Genomic DNA, 20,366 nt, shown 5'->3' on the forward strand with positions numbered 1-20,366 from the left:
ATTGGGTCTGCCACCATTAACGGGTGTTGTAAGGGCGTGGCAGGCCTGATATAACTGCTGCGCGGTCGTACTTCGAAGGATTCAGGTGCGATATAAATTATAAAGAGGAAGAGAAGAGTGAATAAATCTCAACTGATCGAAAAAATTGCTGCAGGGGCTGATATCTCTAAGGCTGCGGCTGGACGTGCGTTAGATGCGATTATTGCTTCTGTTACCGAATCTCTGAAAGAAGGGGATGACGTTGCACTGGTAGGCTTTGGTACTTTTGCTGTTAAAGAGCGTGCTGCCCGTACTGGTCGCAACCCGCAAACAGGTAAAGAGATCACCATCGCCGCTGCCAAAGTGCCGAGTTTCCGTGCAGGTAAAGCGCTGAAAGACGCGGTAAACTAAGCGTGATCCCCTCGGGGGATGTGACAAAGTACAAGGGCGCATCAACTGATGTGCCTTTTTTATTGGCGATTCGGGACTTTCTGTGCGTTGCGGGCTGACAATTGCCCTCGTTTCTTGTCACAATAGGCTTTTGTGCGCCGCGTTCAGAAAATGCGATGCGCGTGAAGTCTCTATACGCAAATCATTCAGGTTGCGTCGACGCGGCAACTGAGCGAATCACTCGGTAGCCAGCGGAGAAGCCGCCTGAAAGATAAAGTGTAAAGTCACCTACAGCGGAGTGTGGTTACACCATGATGGACAGCTTACGCACGGCTGCAAACAGTCTCGTGCTCAAGATTATTTTCGTTATCATTATCGTGTCGTTCATTTTGACCGGCGTTAGTGGTTACCTGATTGGCGGAAGCAATAACTACGCCGCAAAAGTGAATGGCCAGGAAATCAGCCGGGCACAGTTTGAGAATGCGTTTAATAACGAACGTAACCGTATGCAGCAGCAGTTGGGCGACAGGTATTCTGAACTGGCGGCCAACGAAGGTTATATGAAAAGCCTGCGCCAGCAGGTGCTGAATCGTCTGATAGATGAAGCGCTGTTGGATCAATATTCCCGCGAACTGAAACTGGGCATCAGCGATGAGCAGGTAAAGCAGGCGATTTTCGCCACTCCCGCTTTTCAGGTGGACGGTAAGTTTGACAACAACCGCTATAACGCGATTGTGAATCAGATGGGAATGACCGCCGATCAGTACGCTCAGGCGCTGCGTAACCAGCTTACCACTCAGCAACTGATCAACGGCGTGGCCGGTACTGATTTTATGCTGAAAGGGGAAACCGACGAACTGGCGGCATTAGTCTCTCAACAGCGCGTGGTGCGTGAAGCCGTTATTGATGTCAACGCGCTGGCGGCGAAGCAGCAGGTGACCGATCAGGAAGTGTCCAGCTACTACGATCAGAATAAAGTCCGCTTTATGACGCCGGAACAGTTCCGCGTAAGCTATATCAAGCTGGATGCCGCGACGATGCAGGCACCGGTCAGCGATGCGGATATTCAGGCCTATTATGACCAGCATGTAGATCAGTTTACTCAGCCGGAGCGTATTCGTTACAGCATTATTCAGACCAAAACGGAAGATGATGCGAAAGCGGTACTGGATGCGCTGAACAAGGGCGAAGATTTCGCCACGCTGGCGAAAGAGAAATCTACCGATATCATCTCTGCGCGTAATGGCGGCGATATGGGCTGGCTGGAAGAGTCTGCCACGGTGCCGGAACTGAAAAACGCCGGATTAAAAGAAAAAGGCCAGATATCTGGCGTGATTAAGTCGTCTGTCGGTTTTCTGGTGGCGCGTCTGGATGATATTCAGCCTGCCAAAGTGAAACCGTTAAGCGAGGTTCGCGACGACATTGCCGCGAAAGTGAAACAAGAAAAAGCGCTGGATGCTTACTATGCGTTGCAGCAGAAGGTGAGCGATGCGGCAAGCAACGACAATGAGTCGTTAGCAGGCGCTGAACAGGTCGCTGGCGTAAAAGCCGTTGAAACCGGCTGGTTTAGTCATGACACCTTACCGGAAGAGCTGAACTTCAAACCGGTAGCCGATGCTATCTTTAATGGCGGCCTGGTAGGCGAAAACGGTACGCCGGGGCCGAATTCAGACATTATCACCGTAGATGGCGACCGGGCTTTTGTTGTGCGCGTGAGCGAACATAAACCTGAAGCCGTGAAGCCGTTGGCAGAAGTGAAGGAACAGGTCACTGCCCTGGTGAAGCATAACAAAGCGGAACAACAGGCGAAGCTGGATGCGGAAAAACTGCTGGTCGAGCTGAAAGCGGGCAAAGGCGCGGAAGCGATGAAAGCGGCGGGTCTGAGTTTTGGCGAGCCTAAAACGTTAAGTCGTACCAGTCAGGATCCGGTGAGTCAGGCGGCCTTTGCGTTAAGCCTTCCGACGAAAGATAAGCCAGTTTATGGCGTGGCGAACGATATGCAGGGTAACGTCGTTCTGCTGGCGTTTGACGAGGTGAAAGCGGGCGCCATGCCGGAAGCGCAGAAAAAAGCGATGGTGCAGGGCATCACGCAGAACAATGCGCAAATTGTCTTTGAGGCGCTGATGAGCAATCTGCGTAAAGAGGCGAAAATCAAAATCGGCGACGCTCTGGAACAGCAGTAATCGTCGAGGCGCTTCGCAAAAAATTGCAAAACGTTGTATCCCACAAAGGCCGCTTTCGCGGCCTTTTCCATTTCTGAGAATTGCCGTTTGTTCGTTTTTCTCCGCCCCGCTATCGTGGCTGCACTGTTAACAAACAAGGAGAAAACAGTATGAAACACGGAATTAAAGCACTGCTTATTACGCTTCCTTTAACCTGCGCAGGCATGGCCCATAGCGCGCTGGCGGCGACGCCTGTCGCAAAAAATGCAGCGGTGGAAACAAAAGCGGATACGCCTTCTTCATCCTCCGCCAAAGCGGCATTACCTGCTAAAGCCAGCGATGATGAAGGTACCAGGGTGAGCATTAATACCGCGTCTGCGGAGGATCTGGCGCGGGTGATGAACGGCGTTGGGCTGAAAAAAGCGCAGGCTATTGTGAGCTATCGGGAGGAGTATGGTCCTTTTAAAACGGTGGATGATTTAAAGCAGGTGCCGGGAATGGGAAGCGCGCTGGTGGAGCGTAATCTGGCAGTTTTAACATTGTAATCACTTGCACAGTGGCCAAAATTTGCCAGACTGTAGAGGTCATACCAGTTATGACCTCTGTACTTGTCGTTTACTTATAACAACAACGTAAGGTTATTGCGCTATGCAAACACAAATCAAAGTTCGTGGATATCATCTTGATGTTTATCAACATGTTAATAATGCCCGCTATCTGGAGTTTCTGGAAGAGGCCCGTTGGGATGGGCTGGAAAACAGCGACAGCTTTCAGTGGATGACGGCCCGCAATATTGCCTTTGTGGTGGTAAACATCAATATAAATTACCGTCGCCCGGCGGTATTGAGCGATCTACTGACCGTGACCAGCCAGGTACAACAGCTTAACGGTAAAAGCGGCGTATTAAGCCAGACGATTACGCTGGAGCCAGAAGGACAGGTGGTGGCCGATGCGCTCATCACGTTTGTTTGTATTGATTTAAAAACGCAAAAAGCGCTGCCGCTGGAAGGCGAATTGCGTGAAAAGCTGGAACAGATGGTGCAATAACGCTTCGCAGTCTGATGGCGTTGAACTTGTCCGGCCTGGCGATATTGACCATGGTGCATATCGCCAGGCCGGATAAGGTGCATGCGCCGCCATCCGGCAAAACAATCACCTTAACCCGGTTTTTTGCTTCATTGCCGCCATCACCGCCGCTTTATTCGACAGATAATGATTCAGGCCGTTAGCGCGCAGATTACAGGCTGCGCAATGACCACAGCCATCGCCTTTAATGCCGTTATAGCAGGTCAGCGTCTCTTCGCGAACTAAATCCAGTTGGCCCCAATAATCGGCCAGCGCCCAGGTTTCAGCTTTATCAATCCACATTAAGGGCGTTTCGAAACGGATATCTTTCGCCATGCCCAGATTCACCGCGTGATTCAGCGCTTTGACGAACTCATCGCGACAGTCTGGATAGCCGGAAAAATCGGTCTCGCAAACGCCGGTGATCACCGCTTCGGCTTTGACCTGATAAGCGTAAATCGCCGCCAGCGTCAGAAAGAGAATATTGCGTCCCGGTACGAAAGTATTGGGGATACCGTCAGCGTTCGGTTCATAGTCCGGCACCGGAATGCTATCCCGCGTCAGGCTGCTGACCGCCAGTTCGTTCAGCAAAGTGACATCCAGCACTTTATGCGCGCGTGCGCCAAGTTTTAACGCCAGTGCGCGCGCGACATCAATCTCTGCGCGGTGGCGCTGACCATAATCAAACGTGACACAATGCACTTCATCATACTGATGCCGCGCTTGCGCCAGACAAGTGGTGGAGTCCTGACCTCCACTAAATACAACAACGGCGCGTTTCATAGTTATCCTGATCAATGACGAAAGCCAATATGGTAACGCGTACGGATAATCCCGACCAGCTTCTTCACGGCGAAGGCGGAGGAAGCCAGGCTTCGCTAAATTCAAACCAGCCGCGAGGGGTGAGTCGAACGCCGTTAACGCCCGGTGGGGCGCTGATGCGATAGTGATAATTAAATAGTGGCGTAAGTGTGGCGTCATCCATCAGGTTGGCAAAAACTTGTTGTAGCGCGGCGCGGCGATCTTTTTCATTGGGCTGAATTTGCAGAGCGTCAAGCGTAGCCTGCAGATGGGAAAACGCAGGCGCGTCAAGGACATGCGGCCAGATCTGATCGCAACGTAGCCACTGCTCCAGCGTATATTCCGGCGCTTCGCCGATCAGCCTGTCGCCCATCATCAGATCCGCTTGCGCCAACGCAGGGCAGTTATCCCAGTTTTTGGCATTATGAAAAATCAACGTTAACTCACAGCCGAGCGTCGCCAGGTAATGTCGAAGCTGTTCCGCCATCGTATGCAGCTCTACGGGAAGGTGATACGCCAGGGTAAGTTTTTTCGGCAATGGCGTTTCATCAACGTCCTGCCATTGCGGGATTGTCCAGCCGGGTAGCAGCCCCTGACTTGGCATAATCAAGTTCTCATCTACCGGTAAGGTTTTCAGCAGCGAAGTATGATGGATAATATGTATCAGACGCCGCGCCTGCTGTACGTTGAGCCGTGAGCCCTTTTTGAGGGTTAAATAACAAAAGCCAAGACTGATACCACTACTTACCTGACTCAGCGTCGCCAGCTCTTCCGGTTTGCCGATGGCAATCTGCACCGGATGGCGGCAACTGGTGCCCAGATCCTGGGCAAACAGTTGCGGGGTGATCCAGAATTCAATCGCTTTCAGCAGCGGATGGCTGAGGTGATAATGGTCATGACTTTCCAGACGCACCAGTTCCGGCGTGAACAACGCCAGGCGAAAAGGACCGGTGCCGATAAGCGGCAGGTCAGGATGCGCCAGACCGCTACAATAGCTCGCCAGACGATGCGCCAGCCAGTAATCAGGTCGGTGAAGGAGAAAGGTCAGGCACTGAGGATGCGTTACTTCGATCCGTGCGACGCTAATAAACAATTTGCTTAGCGCGGGTAGGGTAAGCAGCCTTTCCAGGCGTTCGTGTAGCTGCGCGGTATCCACCGCATCGCCATTATGCCAGTGCAGCGTGGAGCGAATATAAAAATCCCAGCGTAAACCGTCGGCGGAAACCTTCCAGTGATGCGCCAAATCCCCGCAAGGATATTGGCTATCGCGGTCGAAGCGCGTTAACCCGGAAAAAACTTGCCCTGCGAGATGCTGTTCCGCGCGTCCTGGCAGAAAACCCGGCTGCAGCGGATCAAGCGGACGATAGTAGGGAATACGCAATGTCGGCGTATCGTTTTGCCATTGGCCGCCCATAAAAGGCTGGAGCATCGCCCGTAACTCGCCAGGCGCCAGCTGCGCCAGTTCCAGTACGTTGAGCTGCTGCCCTTTTTCCAGAGCCTGCTCCATCATGGCGGTGCGGAGCGATTCCGGCGTGACCAGAAACTGGAGCTGTCCACGTTTCCCGCGCCCGGACTGCGCCTCCCATCTTAGCCAACCTGCCTGTTGGGCCTGACGCAGCAGCGTTCGCAGATGGCGCTCGCTACAAAAACAGCGTTCGGCCAGTTCGCTAACGGTGACATGTTGCGTTTCCCCGGCGGAAGGCTGCCAGAGGCGTTGATATTGATTAAGCCGATTCAGTAGCCTCATAGAAACCCGGAACACTTCCTTTTATCTGTTCACTATTACTTCCGTATATCTCAGGTAATACTGAACAACAAGTTAACCGCGTCACAGTGTGGAGAAAGAGATGGCCCGTCTGGCAGCATTTGATATGGATGGCACGTTATTAATGCCCGATCACCATTTGGGTAGAGAAACGATCGCCACGCTGTCGCGTCTGCGCGAACGCGATATCACCCTGACATTCGCTACGGGTCGTCATGTGCTGGAAATGCGGCATATTCTGGGGACGCTTTCACTGGATGCTTATCTTATTACCGGTAACGGGACGCGAATTCACTCGCTGGAAGGCGACGTGCTGCATCGTCAGGATCTCGATCCTCAGGTTGCCGATACGGTGATGCACCATGCCTGGGATACCCGAGCCAGTATGCATGTGTTTAATGACAACGGCTGGTTTACAGGCCAGGAGATCCCCGCGCTACTCCAGGCGCACGTCTACAGCGGCTTTCGTTATCAGGTTATCGATATAAAAAGTATTCCGGCCCATCAGGTGACGAAGATCTGTTTTTGCGGCGATCATGACGATCTGATCCGTTTGCGCATTCAGCTCAATGAGGCGCTGGAAGAACGCGCGCACCTCTGTTTCTCTGCCGTCGACTGCCTGGAAGTGCTACCGCTGGGGTGCAATAAAGGATCGGCGCTGGCGGTATTGAGCAACCATTTAGGGCTTTCACTGGCAGATTGCATGGCGTTTGGCGACGCGATGAACGATCGGGAAATGCTGGGCAGCGTCGGGCGGGGGCTCATTATGGGCAATGCCATGCCGCAGCTTATCGCCGCGCTGCCACACCTTTCGGTTATCGGACATTGTGGTAATCAAGCGGTATCACACTTTTTGACGCATTGGCTGGACAATCCGCATCTACCTTATTCCCCCGAATGAGAGATCTCTTCCAGCAAGCCAGACATTCAGTCTGGCTTTTTTTTGGTTTTTAGTCGCCGGTAAGTAATTTTGCGATGGCCGCTGACCACGGCGTCAAATCGCCGATATGGTCGCTAACCCAGGACGGATGGTAATAGGTATCCAGATAGCGATCGCCGCTATCGCACAATAACGTCACGATAGCGCCGGTTTCTCCAGCCTCGCGCATCCGGGCCGCAAGCTGCAGCGCTCCCCACATATTCGTGCCGGTAGAGGCGCCGACTTTACGGCCTAGCTGCGTTTCCAGCCAGTGTGCGGTGGCAACGCTGGCGGCGTCCGGCACGCGCAGCATCTCATCCACGACATCCGGAATAAAAGAAGGCTCTACTCGCGGACGACCAATTCCTTCAATTTTACTGCCCACCGGGCTGCGTAATGAAGCGTCGCGATCCTGCCAGTAAGGTAAAAAGACGGAATTTTCCGGATCCACCACCATGAGCTGAGTATCATAGCCCTGGCAGCGAATATAGCGCCCAATCGTCGCAGAGGTTCCGCCCGTTCCGGCGCTCATGACGATAAATCGCGGTACTGGATGGGGTTCGTTGCGCATCTGGCGGAAAATACTGTCGGCAATATTATTGTTGCCCCGCCAGTCGGTAGCTCGTTCTGCGTAGGTAAACTGGTCCATATAGTGACCGTTCAGTTCATGCGCCAGCCGCTCGGAGGCGGCATAAATTTCGCAGGCGCTCTCCACAAAATGACAGTGGCCGCCGTAAAATTGAATCTGTTCGATTTTACGTTTTGCGGTACAGGCGGGCATGACGGCGATGAACGGCAGTCCCAGTAAACGCGCGAACCAGGCTTCGGAAATCGCCGTTGAGCCTGATGACGCTTCAATAATCGGAGTGCCTTCTTTAATCCAGCCATTGCACAGCCCATAAAGGAACAGCGAGCGCGCCAGACGATGCTTGAGGCTACCGGTGGGATGCGTGCTTTCGTCTTTCAGGTAAAGCTGGATACCTGGAAATGCCGACAGGGGCAAACGAATAAGATGCGTATCCGCCGAGCGCTGGTGGTCAGCGTTAATTTCATTAATGGCATTTTTAACCCAATTGCTACTCATCATTAATATCCATTTATCATTTTGTGCCAAGAGTAGCGAAAAGTACGGAAAAAATTGTTGCTATTTGACCTTTAAATTACAATGTAAGGAGAAAAATATTCTCTATGGAGTGGGTATGTTAGATAAAATTGACCGTAAGCTGCTTTGCTTATTGCAGCAGGACTGTACCCTCTCTTTGCAGGCGCTGGCGGATGCCGTTAATCTGACGACAACGCCTTGCTGGAAGCGGCTTAAACGCCTGGAAGATGACGGTATCCTGCTTGGCAGGGTCGCGCTGCTGGACCCGGAAAAACTGGGGCTGGGATTAACCGCTTTTGTGTTGATAAAAACGCAGCACCACAGCAGTGAATGGTACTGTCGGTTCGTGACCGTCGTCTCTGAGATGCCGGAAGTGCTTGGCTTCTGGCGGATGGCGGGGGAATACGACTATCTGATGCGAGTTCAGGTGGCCGACATGAAGCGGTATGACGACTTCTATAAACGTCTGGTCAATAGCGTCCCAGGACTGTCAGACGTCACCTCCAGTTTTGCGATGGAACAGATTAAGTACACCACCTCTCTGCCCATTGAATAATTCTCCCGGTATTGCCGGAAATCATATCAGGAAATAACGCGTGCGATTATTTGCTCAATTAAGCTGGTACTTTCGCCGAGAATGGCGTCGCTATCTTGGCGCGGTGGCCCTGCTTATGCTTATTGCGATGCTTCAGCTGATCCCGCCCAAAGTGGTGGGGATTGTCGTGGATGGCGTAACCGCACAGCATTTTACTCCAGGCCGAATAGCGATGTGGATTGGCACCATTGCCCTGATCGCCGTAGTGGTCTATTTGTTGCGCTATGTCTGGCGCGTGCTGCTATTTGGCGCTTCTTATCAATTAGCCGTCGAACTGCGTGAAGATTATTATCGCCAGTTGAGTCGTCAGCATCCTGAATTTTATCAGCGCCATCGGACGGGCGATCTTATCGCGCGCGCGACGAATGATGTGGATCGCGTCGTATTTGCGGCGGGTGAGGGCGTTCTGACGCTGGTTGACTCGCTGGTAATGGGCTGCGCGGTACTGATTGTCATGTCGACGCAAATTAGCTGGCAGCTAACGCTATTAGCGCTGTTGCCGATGCCGATTATGGCGCTGATGATCAAACGTTACGGCGATCGGCTGCATGATTATTTCAAACTGGCGCAGGCCGCCTTCTCCAGCCTGAACGATCGCACGCAGGAGAGTCTGACCAGCATCCGCATGATCAAAGCGTTTGGTCTGGAGGATCGCCAGTCTTCGCTGTTTGCGGCGGATGCCGAAGATACCGGCAAGAAAAATATGCGCGTGGCGCGTATTGACGCGCGTTTTGATCCAACCATTTACATCGCCATTGGCATGGCGAACCTGCTTGCGATTAGCGGCGGAAGCTGGATGGTGGTTAACGGCAGCCTGACGCTGGGCGAACTCACCAGCTTTATGATGTATCTGGGGTTGATGATTTGGCCGATGCTGGCGCTGGCCTGGATGTTTAATATCGTGGAGCGGGGTAGCGCCGCTTACAGCCGCATCCGCGCCATGCTGGCGGAAGCGCCGGTAGTTAAGGATGGCGAAGAGCCGGTCCCGGCGGGGCGTGGCGAACTGACGGCGGCCATTCGTGAGTTTTGCTATCCGCAAACGACGCATCCGGCGCTGGAGAATGTGAACTTTCGTCTTAAACCGGGTCAGATGCTGGGGATATGCGGTCCGACCGGCGCGGGGAAAAGCACAATATTGTCGCTTATCCAGCGCCATTTTGATGTGACGCAGGGAGAAATCCGATTCCATGACATGCCGTTGACGCATCTGCAACTGGATAGCTGGCGTAGCCGACTGGCGGTCGTCAGCCAGACGCCGTTTTTGTTCTCGGACTCTATTGCCAATAATATTGCGCTCGGACGCCCGGAGGCGACTCAAGAGGAGATTGAACGGGTGGCGCGTTTAGCCAGCGTACATGAGGATATTCTCCGTTTGCCTCAGGGCTATGACACGCAGGTAGGTGAACGTGGCGTCATGTTATCGGGAGGGCAAAAACAGCGTATCTCGATTGCCAGAGCGCTGCTGTTAAATGCGGAAATTCTGCTTCTCGATGATGCGCTTTCAGCAGTAGATGGTCGTACAGAGCATCAGATTTTGCATAATTTGCGCCAGTGGGGCGAAGGGCGTACGGTCATCATCAGCGCGCATCGTTTATCCGCGCTGACCGACGCCAATGAAATTATCGTTATGCAACATGGTCATGTTGTTCAGCGCGGCGATCACAATCAACTGGCGCAGCAGATTGGCTGGTATCGCGATATGTATCGCTATCAGCAACTGGAGGCCGCTCTGGATGACGCGCCGGAACGCGGCGAGGAGGCGGCGAATGCGTAGTTTTGGACAGCTATGGCCGACGCTGAAACGGTTGCTGGCGTATGGCTCGCCATGGCGAAAACCGCTCTCTGTCGCGGTGATGATGCTGTGGATTGCGGCAGCGGCGGAGGTTAGCGGTCCGCTGCTGATCAGCTATTTCATTGATAACATGGTGGCCCGCCACCATTTACCGTTGGGCAAGGTCGCGGGGCTGGCGGCCGCCTATGTAGGGCTACAGTTTCTGGCGGCGGGTCTGCATTACGCCCAGTCTTTATTATTTAACCGGGCGGCCGTTGGCGTGGTTCAGTCTTTGCGCACGGACGTCATGGATGCCGCCTTGCGCCAGCCGCTAAGCGCCTTCGACACGCAGCCTGTCGGACAATTAATTTCACGTGTGACCAACGATACGGAAGTCATCCGCGATCTGTACGTCACGGTCGTCGCAACGGTATTACGTAGCGCGGCGTTGATCGGCGCCATGCTGGTCGCTATGTTCAGCCTTGACTGGCGGATGGCGCTGGTGGCGATTTTGATTTTTCCGGCGGTATTGACCGTGATGGTCATTTATCAGCGCTACAGCACGCCGATTGTACGCCGCGTGCGGGCATACCTGGCGGATATTAACGACGGCTTTAACGAAATCATCAACGGGATGAGCGTAATCCAGCAGTTTCGCCAGCAGGCGCGCTTCGGCGAACGCATGGGCGAGGCCAGCCGCTCGCACTACATGGCGCGGATGCAGACACTACGCTTAGACGGCTTTTTATTGCGTCCGCTGCTTAGCCTCTTTTCTGCGCTCATTTTGTGCGGTCTGTTGATGCTTTTCAGCTTTACGTCTGCCGGCACGATTGAGGTCGGAGTGCTGTATGCGTTCATTAGCTATTTGTCACGTCTGAACGAGCCGCTCATTGAACTGACCACCCAGCAATCCATGCTACAGCAGGCGGTTGTGGCGGGAGAACGTGTTTTTGAACTGATGGATCGCCCGCGCCAGCGCTATGGCAGCGACGACAGGCCGTTACAAAGCGGGGCGATTGATATTGATCATCTGTCGTTTGCTTACCGCGACGATAATCTTGTTTTACAGGACATTACGCTCTCAGTACCGTCCCGTAGCTTTGTGGCGCTGGTGGGGCACACCGGCAGCGGGAAGAGCACGCTCGCCAGCTTATTAATGGGGTATTACCCCCTGACACAAGGCGAAATTCGGCTGGATGGGCGAGAAATCGCCTCTCTTAATCATCGCGTTTTACGCCAGGGCGTGGCGATGGTTCAACAGGACCCGGTAGTGATGGCGGATACCTTTCTGGCTAATGTGACGCTGGGGCGCGATGTCTCCGAGGCGCAGGTGTGGCAGGCGCTGGAAACGGTACAACTGGCAGATCTGGCGCGCGGCCTGAGCGACGGGCTGCATACGCATCTCGGCGAGCAGGGAAATACGCTGTCCGTCGGGCAAAAACAGCTATTGGCGCTGGCGCGCGTGCTGGTTGACGCCCCGCAAATATTAATTCTTGATGAGGCGACGGCCAGCATTGATTCCGGCACTGAGCAGGCGATACAGCAGGCGCTGGCGGCGATTCGCGAGCGCACCACGCTGGTGGTTATTGCCCATCGGCTATCGACAATCGTGGAGGCGGATACCATTCTGGTTCTCCATCGCGGCCAGGCGGTGGAGCGCGGGACGCATCAACAATTGCTGGCGGCGCAAGGGCGCTACTGGCAAATGTATCAATTACAGTTAGTTGGCGAGGAGTTAGCCGCCAGCGTACACGAAGAACCCGGCCCTGCGGCATAAGGTTTGGCACCACAGGGCAAAGCCTCGCCCATCATGCACCGTCGTGGTGCGTTTTTCTTTCCCTGCTTCGATTTTGGGGCGCGTCAATATAAAGACGCGCCGCTAACCGCGCTTTTCCTCGCTCGCCAGCTTCTGGCACATCCTTTGCAATATCCATCCTGAAGAGTCCATGCGCGGCGGCAGCCGTTACCTAATTCTGACTGGAGGGTTCTATGAAGCTGGTTACTGTGATTATCAAACCGTTCAAGCTGGAGGACGTGCGGGAGGCGCTTTCTTCCATTGGCATTCAGGGACTGACCGTCACCGAAGTGAAAGGGTTTGGCCGTCAGAAAGGACACGCCGAACTGTATCGCGGCGCGGAGTACAGCGTGAATTTCCTGCCGAAGGTCAAAATTGATGTGGCTATCGCCGACGACCAACTGGAAGAGGTGATCGATATCATCAGTAAAGCGGCTTACACCGGAAAAATTGGCGACGGCAAAATTTTCGTCGCGGAGCTCATGCGCGTTATTCGGATTCGTACCGGCGAAGCTGACGAAGCAGCGCTGTAAGACCCGCCACACAGCAACAGGAAATGAAAAAATGAAGATAGCGATGATAAAAACCACACTGGCTTCACTGGCGCTGCTGCCTGGGCTAACGATAGCCGCGCCGGCGGTTGCCGATAAAGCGGATAGTGCTTTTATGATGATTTGCACCGCGCTGGTGCTGTTCATGACGATACCGGGTATCGCGCTGTTTTACGGCGGATTAATTCGCGCCAAGAACGTGCTGTCAATGTTAACGCAAGTGACCGTCACCTTTGCGCTGGTCTGTATTTTATGGGTGGTGTACGGCTATTCGCTGGCTTTTGGCGAAGGGAATCATTTCTTCGGTAATGCCGATGGGGCGATGTTGAAGAATATCGCGTTGACGGCGGTAACGGGTACGATTTATCAGTATATTCATGTCGCGTTTCAGGGATCTTTCGCCTGTATTACCGTCGGGCTGATTGTCGGCGCGCTGGCGGAGCGTATTCGTTTTTCGGCGGTACTGATTTTTGTCGTGGTGTGGTTCACGCTCTCTTATATTCCGATTGCGCACATGGTGTGGGGCGGCGGCCTGCTGGCTGCTCACGGCGCGCTGGATTTTGCCGGTGGTACGGTGGTGCATATTAACGCCGCTATCGCCGGGCTGGTGGGGGCTTATTTAATTGGCAAACGCGTCGGCTTTGGGAAAGAAGCATTTAAACCCCATAACCTGCCGATGGTCTTTACCGGTACTGCGATTCTGTATATCGGCTGGTTTGGATTTAACGCGGGTTCTGCTGGTAGCGCAAACGAGATAGCAGCGCTGGCCTTTGTGAACACCGTGGTGGCGACCGCCGCCGCGATTCTGGGGTGGATTATCGGCGAGTGGACGCTACGCGGTAAGCCTTCCCTGCTGGGAGCGTGTTCCGGCGCGATTGCCGGTCTGGTCGGCGTGACGCCAGCCTGTGGCTATGTTGGCGTTGGCGGCGCGCTGGTTATCGGCGTTATTGCGGGTCTGGCGGGATTGTGGGGAGTCACCATGCTTAAACGTCTGTTACGGGTAGATGATCCGTGCGACGTATTTGGCGTTCACGGTGTTTGCGGAATAGTCGGCTGTATCCTGACCGGCGTTTTTGCCGCCAGTTCGCTGGGCGGCGTTGGCTTTGTCGACGGCGTTACGATGGGACATCAGGTGATGGTACAGCTGGAAAGTATTGCTATTACGGTCGTCTGGTCCGGCGTTGTCGCGTTTGTTGGTTACAAACTGGCGGATATCCTTGTTGGACTGCGTGTACCGGAAGAGCAGGAGCGCGAGGGGCTGGATGTGAACAGTCACGGCGAGAATGCGTATAACGCGTGATTGCGCAACATGCCTGATGGCGCTGCGCTTATCCAGTTTACCGTAGGCCGGATAAGCGCAGCGTCATCAGGCCATTAACGCCGCATAGCGGCATGTTTTTTAATTGTGATTACGCATTACCCCTTCCTGCACGGTTGAAGCGACCAGCGCGCCATCCTGAGTATAAAACTCGCCGCGAACAAAGCCCCGGGCGCTGGAGGCGGAAGTGCTCTCCACGCTATAAAGTAGCCATTCATTAAAATTGAACGGACGATGGAACCACATAGAGTGATCGATAGTGGCGATCTGAATGCCCTTTTCCAGAAAACCGATGCCGTGAGGCTGAAGCGCGACGGGAAGGAAATTCAGATCCGAGGCGTATCCCAGTAAATATTGATGGACGCGAATGTCATCCGGAACGGTGCCGTTGGCGCGAATCCATACCTGACGCACAGGCGCGGCGACGTGACCTTTCAACGGATTGTGAAATTCGACGGGACGAATTTCCAGCGGGCGATCGCAGAGAAACTTTTCTTTCAGAATCGGCGGCAGTAAATGCGCCAGCGATTGCGCGATTTCCGTTTCTGACGGTAGTCCTTCCGGCCCGACTGCTGTCGGCATGGTTTTTTGATGTTCAAAACCCGGTTCCGGCGCCTGGAATGAGGCGGTCATGTAAAAGATGGGTTTCCCGTTCTGAATTGCGGCAACGCGGCGGGCGCTGAAGCTGTTCCCATCGCGCAGCACTTCTACGTCATAGATAATGGGTTTTTGGCTATCGCCTGGCCGCAGAAAATAACTGTGGAATGAATGTACCAGTCGCGCTTCCGGCACCGTTTCTTTGGCGGCATAGAGCGCCTGGCCCACCACCTGACCACCAAATACCTGGCGCAGCCCTAAGTCTTCACTTTGGCCCCGAAAGAGTCCTTCTTCAATTTTTTCCAGATTCAATAATGTCAGCAAATTATTCAGTGTCTGACTCATACATACTCTCCAGGTGACAACGATGCCGAAGCGAGGTAGGGCAGAGTATAACGCAATTTTGTAAGTGGTCCGATGGGTACAAAAGTCTGAATAACAGACCAATTCCAGGCAAAAATGAGTGACATGTGCCACACTTAATCACGTTATGTTTCTGTTAACCACTCTTCCGGCGGGGGGAAAGGCCTGCTGGTGCATTGATGATAAGGAGAATTGAATGAAACTCGTGCACATCGTAAGTGGTTTAGCGGTTGCGATATCTCTGGCGGCCTGCGCTGATAAAAGCGCTGATATCCAGACGCCTGCGCCAAACCCTAACATGTCGATTACAGCTAACCAGTCTACTATTCAGCAACCCAATGTTTCCGGTACCGTCTGGATCCGCCAGAAGGTCGCTCTGCCGCCAGATGCGGTGCTGACCGTGACGCTTTCAGATGCTTCGCTGGCTGATGCGCCGTCTAAGGTGCTGTCGCAAAAAGCGGTACGTACCGAAGGTAAACAGGCGCCTTTCAGTTTTGTGTTGCCGTTTAACCCATCAGATATTCAACCTAACGCGCGCATTCTCCTGAGCGCGGCCATCACCGTTGATAATAAGCTGGTATTTATTACCGATAGCGTGAAACCGGTGATTAACAATGGCGGCACTAAAGCGGATCTTACGCTGGTACCGGTACAGCAAACGGCGGTACCTGTGCAGGCCAGCGGTGGTGCGACGACGACGGTTCCATCGACTTCGCCGACCCAGGTCAATCCGTCTTCTGCCGTTCCTGCGCCTACCCAGTATTAATCCTGCGCCAACCCTCTCCGTTACGGAGAGGGTTAATACACCCAGCGATAGCGTTGTAAATCGATTTGTCCGCTTCCCGACACCACCACGCCTTCCGCCAGTAATGCCTGACGTTGCCGCTGTAGATCCGGCCCGGTAAGTGATATCGCGCCGTGGCGGTTCACCACCCGATGCCATGGCAAAGTGCTGCCTTCCGGCAGACGTTTTAAAACTCCGCCGACCTGACGCGCCGCCCGAGGGGAACCGGCAAGCCGGGCGACATCACCGTAGGTCGTGACAAATCCTTCCGGGATCGAGGCGACGATTTGCCAGACGCGTTGAGGAAATGTGTCCTGAATATCCATAATAGAATCCTGCGTTAATGCTTCAGGATAATCTGGAATAAGGGGGGAGGAAAGCCCGGATGCGCAAGAAACCAGCATCCGATGCCTGATGGGTTGCAATTGCACGATATAGCAGTGATAATGCGCCTGCGCGTTGGTTCACAACGCTCTCAATGGGGGCTCTGTTGGTTCTCCCGCAACGCTACTCTGTTTACCAGGTCAGGTCCGGAAGGAAGCAGCCAAGGCAGATGACGCGTGTGCCGGGATGTAGCTGGCAGGGCCCCCACCCATTTGTGCCTCTCCACACTGTTCTTTTCTGCTGTGCGACGTTATAGCCGCTGTTCCGCCCAAAGAATAAATGCCGTAGCGGGTAGGGGCTTACTGTATAACCAGCCCTGACCATAATGTACGCCATGCTGGCGTAGCCACTGTTCTTGCCTGGTCGTTTCGATGCCTTCTGCGACCATCTTAAGTTTGAGCGTTTTCGCCATTTCAATAATATGCGGCGTGACGTTTTTATATTCCAGCGCATCGACAAAAGATTTATCAATTTTAAGGACATCCACATCCAGATTTTGTAAGTAGCTGAGGCTGGAATAGCCGGTGCCAAAGTCATCAATATAAATGGAATGTCCCGCGTTACGGTATCTGGCGACAATGGGCGCGCTGGTTTTCGGATCGGCGAACTCGCGTTCCGTTAATTCAAGCGCGATTTGCGACGGAGAAATTTGGCTACGGTTCAGCAGCGTGCTTAACAGCGTCGGCAACGTTTCCGACGCCAGATCGGATGCCTCAAGATTGATTGAAATATGTTGTTCGGGATGGGACTTTAACCAACTCCCCATGTCTTCAAAAACGGTTTCGATGATTAGCCGGGTTAGCGGCTCCGTGAGCCCGGTTTGTTCAGCCAGCGCGATAAAAATTTCCGGCGAAAGGAAAGTGCCGTCCGCCTGTTGCCAGCGAGCTAAGGCTTCGGCACCGACAATTTTTCCGCTGCTCAGGGAGACAATAGGCTGATAGTGTACGTTAATTTCGCGATTGTCGATCGCATCCTGGAGACGGTGGCGGGGCGACTGTAGCCGACGCAAAATACGCAGAATAAAGGCCGCGGCCAGCAGACCCGTTACGATGCCCGCCGGTAGCCAGATAAACGCCTGTCGATACCAGCTCCTTTCCAGCGGAGCGGTCGGTGCCCAGCTTACGATAGTAATGCCCATTTCCGGAAAGGGGTGGATAGCATACTGAATGCCTCGGTTTTCCAGCCGCAGGGGCGTCTCATGGTGAATGAGCGGAAGAATAGCGGGGTCAAGGTTACCGCTGCTGGCAACCACAGTATTGCGTTCCCGGCCAATAATAGCGACGTCAATCGGCCATGCGCCAAACGGAATCACATCGATAAAGGACGCCGGGTCGATCATCACGATATAGCTGTCGCTCCCGAGTGCCGCCATATAGCGTTTTATACCCAGATCGTTTTGCGCCGTAAACCAGGCGCGATAACCATCGCGAGTGATTTTCATGGGCGGAGGGAACGCGGGAATATGGCTCTCTTTTTCAAGTGAGGAGCAAACGGGAATCGAATTTTTAAGATACAGAACTTCCTGGACATACCGAAAGCTATAAGACACGCGGCGCATGGCGAGTAAATGGGCGCTGCTGCAGGGCTCGCCTTTAAAGGAGGCAATATGCGTTAACGCGGCTTTTGCCTGGTCACTGACCCTTTCTGTACGTAGCGCCACCCGGGACGAGAAGATATCCAGCTCTTCGTTAAACCTTTTTTCAACTTGACGGTGCGCCAGCCACAGGCTCAATCCTATCGGGAAAAGGACAGACAGGATAAGCACTCCCGTTACCAGGCTGACCAGATGTCGTGTTGTCACAGTGATGTCCTTATAAACACAGCGTAGAGAAAGTATATCCGATCGTAAATCGCGCCCTCGAATGATAAAGCTATTTTATCGATTTTACAGATACAGGGGCCAGACTAACGCGTTACGCCACGTTGCTTTTGCCGCCAGGAAGAGATCGTGAATGTTTACCGGTTGAAAAAGGAGCGTTGATAGCGTATTTTATTGTTATGTTATAACATAATTGAGAGAGCGCAATGAAACCTGATATTCATCCTGTATACCGCACCGTCGTATTTCACGACACCAGCGCAAATGAATATGTGAAAGTGGGATCAACTATCAAAACTGAACGTGAAATCGAACTGGACGGCGTGACATATCCGTATGTCACTATTGATGTGTCATCAAAATCGCATCCTTTTTATACCGGTAGACAGAAAACGTTTGATAGCGAAAGTAGCGCCGCACGCTTCCAGAAACGTTTTGGTCATTTTATCGGCGCTAAACGGGGGTAAATGAAATGCAGGTGTTAAACTCACTTCGCAATGCAAAACAACGGCATCCGGATTGCCAGATAGTCAAACGCAAAGGACGCTTATACGTGATTTGTAAAACAAATCCGCGTTTTAAGGCGGTTCAGGGGCGTAAAAAAAGACGTTAAAAAACCAACAGTTCAGGGAAAGCAGTGCGTACCAGGGAGGGTGCGCACTTTTTTATTACCGGCTGGCTTCTGCGCGGGCCAGCGTAAAAATATCGTAGAAGGAAAGTTCGCCCTTACGGGCAACCATTTTTTGCAGCTGGACTTTATGTTCATTATCCACCTGTGGAGACTGAAGAATCGTCTCAATGAGCGTGGGGGGAACAAAGCGGGTGTTGTACCATTCGCCGTTGTAACAGACCCGGAGGTCCAGCACATCGATGTCGTTATAGTGATAACGCGGGGCGATGTCGAAAAAGAAGAAGCCATTAAATGCGATAAATAACACCACTAACAGCCACACTGACCCCACCAGCGTTTCTGATTGCAGCATGACCGCCAGCGTCGCAAACCAGGCTGCATACATCGCGATAAATAACCCAGGATGCTTGCGGATAAAACTGATACTAAAACGCGGCCTGTTATCGCGTTTTTCACGGACGTTTAAGTCATCAATAGTTTCGCTAAGCAGGCGCTGTATCTCTGTCATCTTTTGCCTTCATGATTTCTGCGACATAGGGGTAGTAACAGCCCATTTTAAAGGGAGGTGTCACGTGAAAAAAGTAACAGATTAACCACGAATTAGCATAACAGTTATCATTTTAACTACAATTTTTTAATGATTCGCGCCGGGTTTCCACCTACCACGACGTCTGGCGGTACGTTTTTTGTCACCACAGCGCCTGAAGCGACGACGACGTTATCGCCGATGGTTACGCCAGGATTAACGACGGCTCGTCCGCCTATCCAGACGTTATTTCCGATAGTGACGGGTTTACCTAATTCTCTGCCGCTGTTGCGTTCGACGGCGTCCAGCGGGTGCGTGGCGGTATAGATATGTACCCCTGGCGCGAGCATACAATTATCGCCAATATGAATTGGGCAAACATCAAGCATGACGCAGTCGAAGTTAGCGTAAAAGGAGTGACCAAGAAAAATATTATAGCCGTAGTCGCAACGGAAGGAAGGTTCAATATAGGCGTCTTCGCATCGACCCAACAGGTCGCGTAAAATCGCCTGACGCTTATTTATTTCATCAGGCGTAGTATAATTGTATTGATGGATGAGTTGACGCGCCCGCAGTCGATCCTGGCATAAAGTTTCATCGGTCGGGCAATACAGTGCCCCAGCGATCATTTTTTGTTTTTCGTCACTCATCGCGCGCTCCCCTTGATGGATATTATCGCAATAGAAGCAATAATAGAGTATTAGAGGGAACGTTCCCTGCTATTGGTATGTGATCTATATCACTGTTCTATAATAGCCCGTTGTGTTATTAGCCAGAACGAGGAGGCAGATAACACCTGCGTGTTCTCTAAAAAGTAATGTAGCGTGATTAACGAATGAATTTCCATACTGAAGAGGGGATCTTGTCGTAGAGTTTGTTCATCGTCAATTCTGCAAGACGGTGATCCGCAGCTGAGTAAAATACAGCCAGCTCATTGTCGGACAATTCATATTTATTTTTCTCAATGACGCGCTCCAGAGTGTCAATTGTCTGACAGCGCCGTAAACGCATCAAATAATCAGTTTTAGTTAATGGTTTATCAGACATAA

At 52.8% G+C, this 20,366-nt stretch carries 22 protein-coding genes and 1 other RNA gene; 14 read left to right on the forward strand and 9 right to left on the reverse strand.

What is annotated here, in order from left to right:
- Positions 1–99: 99 nt before the first annotated feature.
- From hupB to fadM, 4 genes are all read left to right on the forward strand, one after another.
- Positions 100–390: a nucleoid-associated protein HU-beta gene (gene hupB, locus ACLJQJ_RS00960; RefSeq protein ID WP_254888479.1), complete on the forward strand. Its 291-nt coding sequence runs from the start codon at positions 100–102 to the stop codon at positions 388–390.
- A 290-nt stretch (positions 391–680) separates the two neighbouring features.
- Positions 681–2,552 carry a peptidylprolyl isomerase gene (gene ppiD, locus ACLJQJ_RS00965; RefSeq protein ID WP_000969432.1) on the forward strand — a complete coding sequence of 624 codons (1,872 nt, stop codon included), beginning with the start codon at positions 681–683 and terminating at the stop codon, positions 2,550–2,552.
- A 149-nt stretch (positions 2,553–2,701) separates the two neighbouring features.
- Complete coding sequence (locus ACLJQJ_RS00970; protein ID WP_063808879.1) at positions 2,702–3,076, forward strand: helix-hairpin-helix domain-containing protein; 375 nt, start codon at positions 2,702–2,704, stop codon at positions 3,074–3,076.
- Between the two features lie 103 nt (positions 3,077–3,179).
- A complete protein-coding gene (fadM, locus tag ACLJQJ_RS00975) occupies positions 3,180–3,578 on the forward strand; it encodes a long-chain acyl-CoA thioesterase FadM (RefSeq protein ID WP_001194543.1) in 399 nt (132 codons plus the stop codon).
- A 105-nt stretch (positions 3,579–3,683) separates the two neighbouring features.
- Here the strand turns inward: fadM and queC are convergent, their stop codons facing one another.
- Positions 3,684–4,379, reverse strand: coding sequence for a 7-cyano-7-deazaguanine synthase QueC (queC, locus tag ACLJQJ_RS00980; protein ID WP_000817201.1), 696 nt, complete (start codon positions 4,377–4,379; stop codon positions 3,684–3,686).
- Between the two features lie 64 nt (positions 4,380–4,443).
- Complete coding sequence (locus ACLJQJ_RS00985; protein WP_063808878.1) at positions 4,444–6,144, reverse strand: SgrR family transcriptional regulator; 1,701 nt, start codon at positions 6,142–6,144, stop codon at positions 4,444–4,446.
- Between the two features lie 100 nt (positions 6,145–6,244).
- On the opposite strand from ACLJQJ_RS00985, the gene cof reads away from it, so the two are divergent.
- The gene (gene cof, locus ACLJQJ_RS00990) at positions 6,245–7,063 is read left to right on the forward strand and encodes an HMP-PP phosphatase (protein ID WP_000113040.1); all 819 of its coding nucleotides are present in this window, start codon (positions 6,245–6,247) and stop codon (positions 7,061–7,063) included.
- Between the two features lie 49 nt (positions 7,064–7,112).
- Here the strand turns inward: cof and cdsH are convergent, their stop codons facing one another.
- Positions 7,113–8,168 carry a cysteine desulfhydrase gene (gene cdsH / locus ACLJQJ_RS00995; protein WP_000987850.1) on the reverse strand — a complete coding sequence of 352 codons (1,056 nt, stop codon included), beginning with the start codon at positions 8,166–8,168 and terminating at the stop codon, positions 7,113–7,115.
- 112 nt (positions 8,169–8,280) lie between these two features.
- On the opposite strand from cdsH, the gene decR reads away from it, so the two are divergent.
- The 5 genes from decR to amtB all read left to right on the forward strand — a co-directional run bounded on the left by decR (position 8,281) and on the right by amtB (position 14,195).
- Positions 8,281–8,739, forward strand: coding sequence for a DNA-binding transcriptional regulator DecR (decR, locus tag ACLJQJ_RS01000; RefSeq protein ID WP_000884593.1), 459 nt, complete (start codon positions 8,281–8,283; stop codon positions 8,737–8,739).
- A gap of 40 nt (positions 8,740–8,779) precedes the next feature.
- On the forward strand, positions 8,780–10,552 hold the full coding sequence (locus tag ACLJQJ_RS01005; protein ID WP_020839526.1) for a SmdA family multidrug ABC transporter permease/ATP-binding protein: 1,773 nt from the start codon (positions 8,780–8,782) through the stop codon (positions 10,550–10,552).
- Positions 10,545–12,326: a SmdB family multidrug efflux ABC transporter permease/ATP-binding protein gene (locus ACLJQJ_RS01010; protein ID WP_001256078.1), complete on the forward strand. Its 1,782-nt coding sequence runs from the start codon at positions 10,545–10,547 to the stop codon at positions 12,324–12,326. Before ACLJQJ_RS01005 ends, ACLJQJ_RS01010 begins: the two co-directional genes overlap by 8 nt.
- Before the next feature lie 212 nt (positions 12,327–12,538).
- Positions 12,539–12,877 (forward strand): P-II family nitrogen regulator, encoded by a 339-nt coding sequence (gene glnK / locus ACLJQJ_RS01015; RefSeq protein ID WP_000780341.1) that lies wholly within the window; start codon positions 12,539–12,541, stop codon positions 12,875–12,877.
- A 31-nt stretch (positions 12,878–12,908) separates the two neighbouring features.
- Positions 12,909–14,195, forward strand: coding sequence for an ammonium transporter AmtB (gene amtB, locus ACLJQJ_RS01020; RefSeq protein ID WP_000684912.1), 1,287 nt, complete (start codon positions 12,909–12,911; stop codon positions 14,193–14,195).
- 99 nt (positions 14,196–14,294) lie between these two features.
- On the opposite strand, the gene tesB is transcribed toward amtB, so the two are convergent.
- A complete protein-coding gene (tesB, locus tag ACLJQJ_RS01025; RefSeq protein ID WP_000084176.1) occupies positions 14,295–15,155 on the reverse strand; it encodes an acyl-CoA thioesterase II in 861 nt (286 codons plus the stop codon).
- Between the two features lie 214 nt (positions 15,156–15,369).
- On the opposite strand from tesB, the gene ACLJQJ_RS01030 reads away from it, so the two are divergent.
- Complete coding sequence (locus ACLJQJ_RS01030; protein ID WP_000779802.1) at positions 15,370–15,939, forward strand: YbaY family lipoprotein; 570 nt, start codon at positions 15,370–15,372, stop codon at positions 15,937–15,939.
- 32 nt (positions 15,940–15,971) lie between these two features.
- On the opposite strand, the gene ACLJQJ_RS01035 is transcribed toward ACLJQJ_RS01030, so the two are convergent.
- Complete coding sequence (locus ACLJQJ_RS01035; RefSeq protein ID WP_000961285.1) at positions 15,972–16,361, reverse strand: MGMT family protein; 390 nt, start codon at positions 16,359–16,361, stop codon at positions 15,972–15,974.
- Positions 16,362–16,445: 84 nt separating this feature from the next.
- On the opposite strand from ACLJQJ_RS01035, the gene ffs reads away from it, so the two are divergent.
- Positions 16,446–16,542, forward strand: an RNA gene (ffs, locus tag ACLJQJ_RS01040) — signal recognition particle sRNA small type.
- Positions 16,543–16,591: 49 nt separating this feature from the next.
- Here the strand turns inward: ffs and ACLJQJ_RS01045 are convergent.
- The gene (locus tag ACLJQJ_RS01045; protein ID WP_000213145.1) at positions 16,592–18,142 is read right to left on the reverse strand and encodes an EAL domain-containing protein; all 1,551 of its coding nucleotides are present in this window, start codon (positions 18,140–18,142) and stop codon (positions 16,592–16,594) included.
- Positions 18,143–18,366: 224 nt separating this feature from the next.
- Between ACLJQJ_RS01045 and ACLJQJ_RS01050 the strand changes: the two genes are divergently transcribed.
- Together ACLJQJ_RS01050 and ykgO are read left to right on the forward strand one after the other, a co-directional pair.
- Positions 18,367–18,627, forward strand: coding sequence for a type B 50S ribosomal protein L31 (locus ACLJQJ_RS01050; protein ID WP_000801415.1), 261 nt, complete (start codon positions 18,367–18,369; stop codon positions 18,625–18,627).
- Positions 18,628–18,632: 5 nt separating this feature from the next.
- A complete protein-coding gene (ykgO, locus tag ACLJQJ_RS01055; RefSeq protein WP_001197749.1) occupies positions 18,633–18,773 on the forward strand; it encodes a type B 50S ribosomal protein L36 in 141 nt (46 codons plus the stop codon).
- Positions 18,774–18,828: 55 nt separating this feature from the next.
- On the opposite strand, the gene ACLJQJ_RS01060 is transcribed toward ykgO, so the two are convergent.
- The 3 genes from ACLJQJ_RS01060 to ACLJQJ_RS01070 all read right to left on the reverse strand — a co-directional run bounded on the left by ACLJQJ_RS01060 (position 18,829) and on the right by ACLJQJ_RS01070 (position 20,364).
- Positions 18,829–19,299, reverse strand: coding sequence for a YlaC family protein (locus ACLJQJ_RS01060; RefSeq protein WP_000136183.1), 471 nt, complete (start codon positions 19,297–19,299; stop codon positions 18,829–18,831).
- A 116-nt stretch (positions 19,300–19,415) separates the two neighbouring features.
- Positions 19,416–19,967, reverse strand: coding sequence for a maltose O-acetyltransferase (maa, locus tag ACLJQJ_RS01065; protein WP_001278793.1), 552 nt, complete (start codon positions 19,965–19,967; stop codon positions 19,416–19,418).
- A 178-nt stretch (positions 19,968–20,145) separates the two neighbouring features.
- Entirely contained in the window at positions 20,146–20,364 is a 219-nt protein-coding gene (locus ACLJQJ_RS01070; protein ID WP_001280991.1) for an HHA domain-containing protein, read from the reverse strand.
- Between the last annotated feature and the right edge of the window lie 2 nt (positions 20,365–20,366).

This window comes from Salmonella sp. SAL04202 (assembly GCF_046550775.1).
Classification (GTDB): Bacteria; Pseudomonadota; Gammaproteobacteria; order Enterobacterales; family Enterobacteriaceae; genus Salmonella; species Salmonella enterica.

Coding starts and splice junctions, on each gene's coding strand:
- ppiD (WP_000969432.1), top strand. CDS start 681: ATGATGGACAGCTTACGCACGGCTGCAAACAGTCTCGTGCTCAAGATT.
- ACLJQJ_RS00970 (WP_063808879.1), top strand. CDS start 2,702: ATGAAACACGGAATTAAAGCACTGCTTATTACGCTTCCTTTAACCTGC.
- fadM (WP_001194543.1), top strand. CDS start 3,180: ATGCAAACACAAATCAAAGTTCGTGGATATCATCTTGATGTTTATCAA.
- queC (WP_000817201.1), bottom strand. CDS start 4,379: ATGAAACGCGCCGTTGTTGTATTTAGTGGAGGTCAGGACTCCACCACT.
- ACLJQJ_RS00985 (WP_063808878.1), bottom strand. CDS start 6,144: ATGAGGCTACTGAATCGGCTTAATCAATATCAACGCCTCTGGCAGCCT.
- cof (WP_000113040.1), top strand. CDS start 6,245: ATGGCCCGTCTGGCAGCATTTGATATGGATGGCACGTTATTAATGCCC.
- cdsH (WP_000987850.1), bottom strand. CDS start 8,168: ATGATGAGTAGCAATTGGGTTAAAAATGCCATTAATGAAATTAACGCT.
- decR (WP_000884593.1), top strand. CDS start 8,281: ATGTTAGATAAAATTGACCGTAAGCTGCTTTGCTTATTGCAGCAGGAC.
- ACLJQJ_RS01010 (WP_001256078.1), top strand. CDS start 10,545: ATGCGTAGTTTTGGACAGCTATGGCCGACGCTGAAACGGTTGCTGGCG.
- glnK (WP_000780341.1), top strand. CDS start 12,539: ATGAAGCTGGTTACTGTGATTATCAAACCGTTCAAGCTGGAGGACGTG.
- amtB (WP_000684912.1), top strand. CDS start 12,909: ATGAAGATAGCGATGATAAAAACCACACTGGCTTCACTGGCGCTGCTG.
- tesB (WP_000084176.1), bottom strand. CDS start 15,155: ATGAGTCAGACACTGAATAATTTGCTGACATTATTGAATCTGGAAAAA.
- ACLJQJ_RS01030 (WP_000779802.1), top strand. CDS start 15,370: ATGAAACTCGTGCACATCGTAAGTGGTTTAGCGGTTGCGATATCTCTG.
- ACLJQJ_RS01035 (WP_000961285.1), bottom strand. CDS start 16,361: ATGCTGGTTTCTTGCGCATCCGGGCTTTCCTCCCCCCTTATTCCAGAT.
- ACLJQJ_RS01050 (WP_000801415.1), top strand. CDS start 18,367: ATGAAACCTGATATTCATCCTGTATACCGCACCGTCGTATTTCACGAC.
- ykgO (WP_001197749.1), top strand. CDS start 18,633: ATGCAGGTGTTAAACTCACTTCGCAATGCAAAACAACGGCATCCGGAT.
- ACLJQJ_RS01060 (WP_000136183.1), bottom strand. CDS start 19,299: ATGACAGAGATACAGCGCCTGCTTAGCGAAACTATTGATGACTTAAAC.
- maa (WP_001278793.1), bottom strand. CDS start 19,967: ATGAGTGACGAAAAACAAAAAATGATCGCTGGGGCACTGTATTGCCCG.
- ACLJQJ_RS01070 (WP_001280991.1), bottom strand. CDS start 20,364: ATGTCTGATAAACCATTAACTAAAACTGATTATTTGATGCGTTTACGG.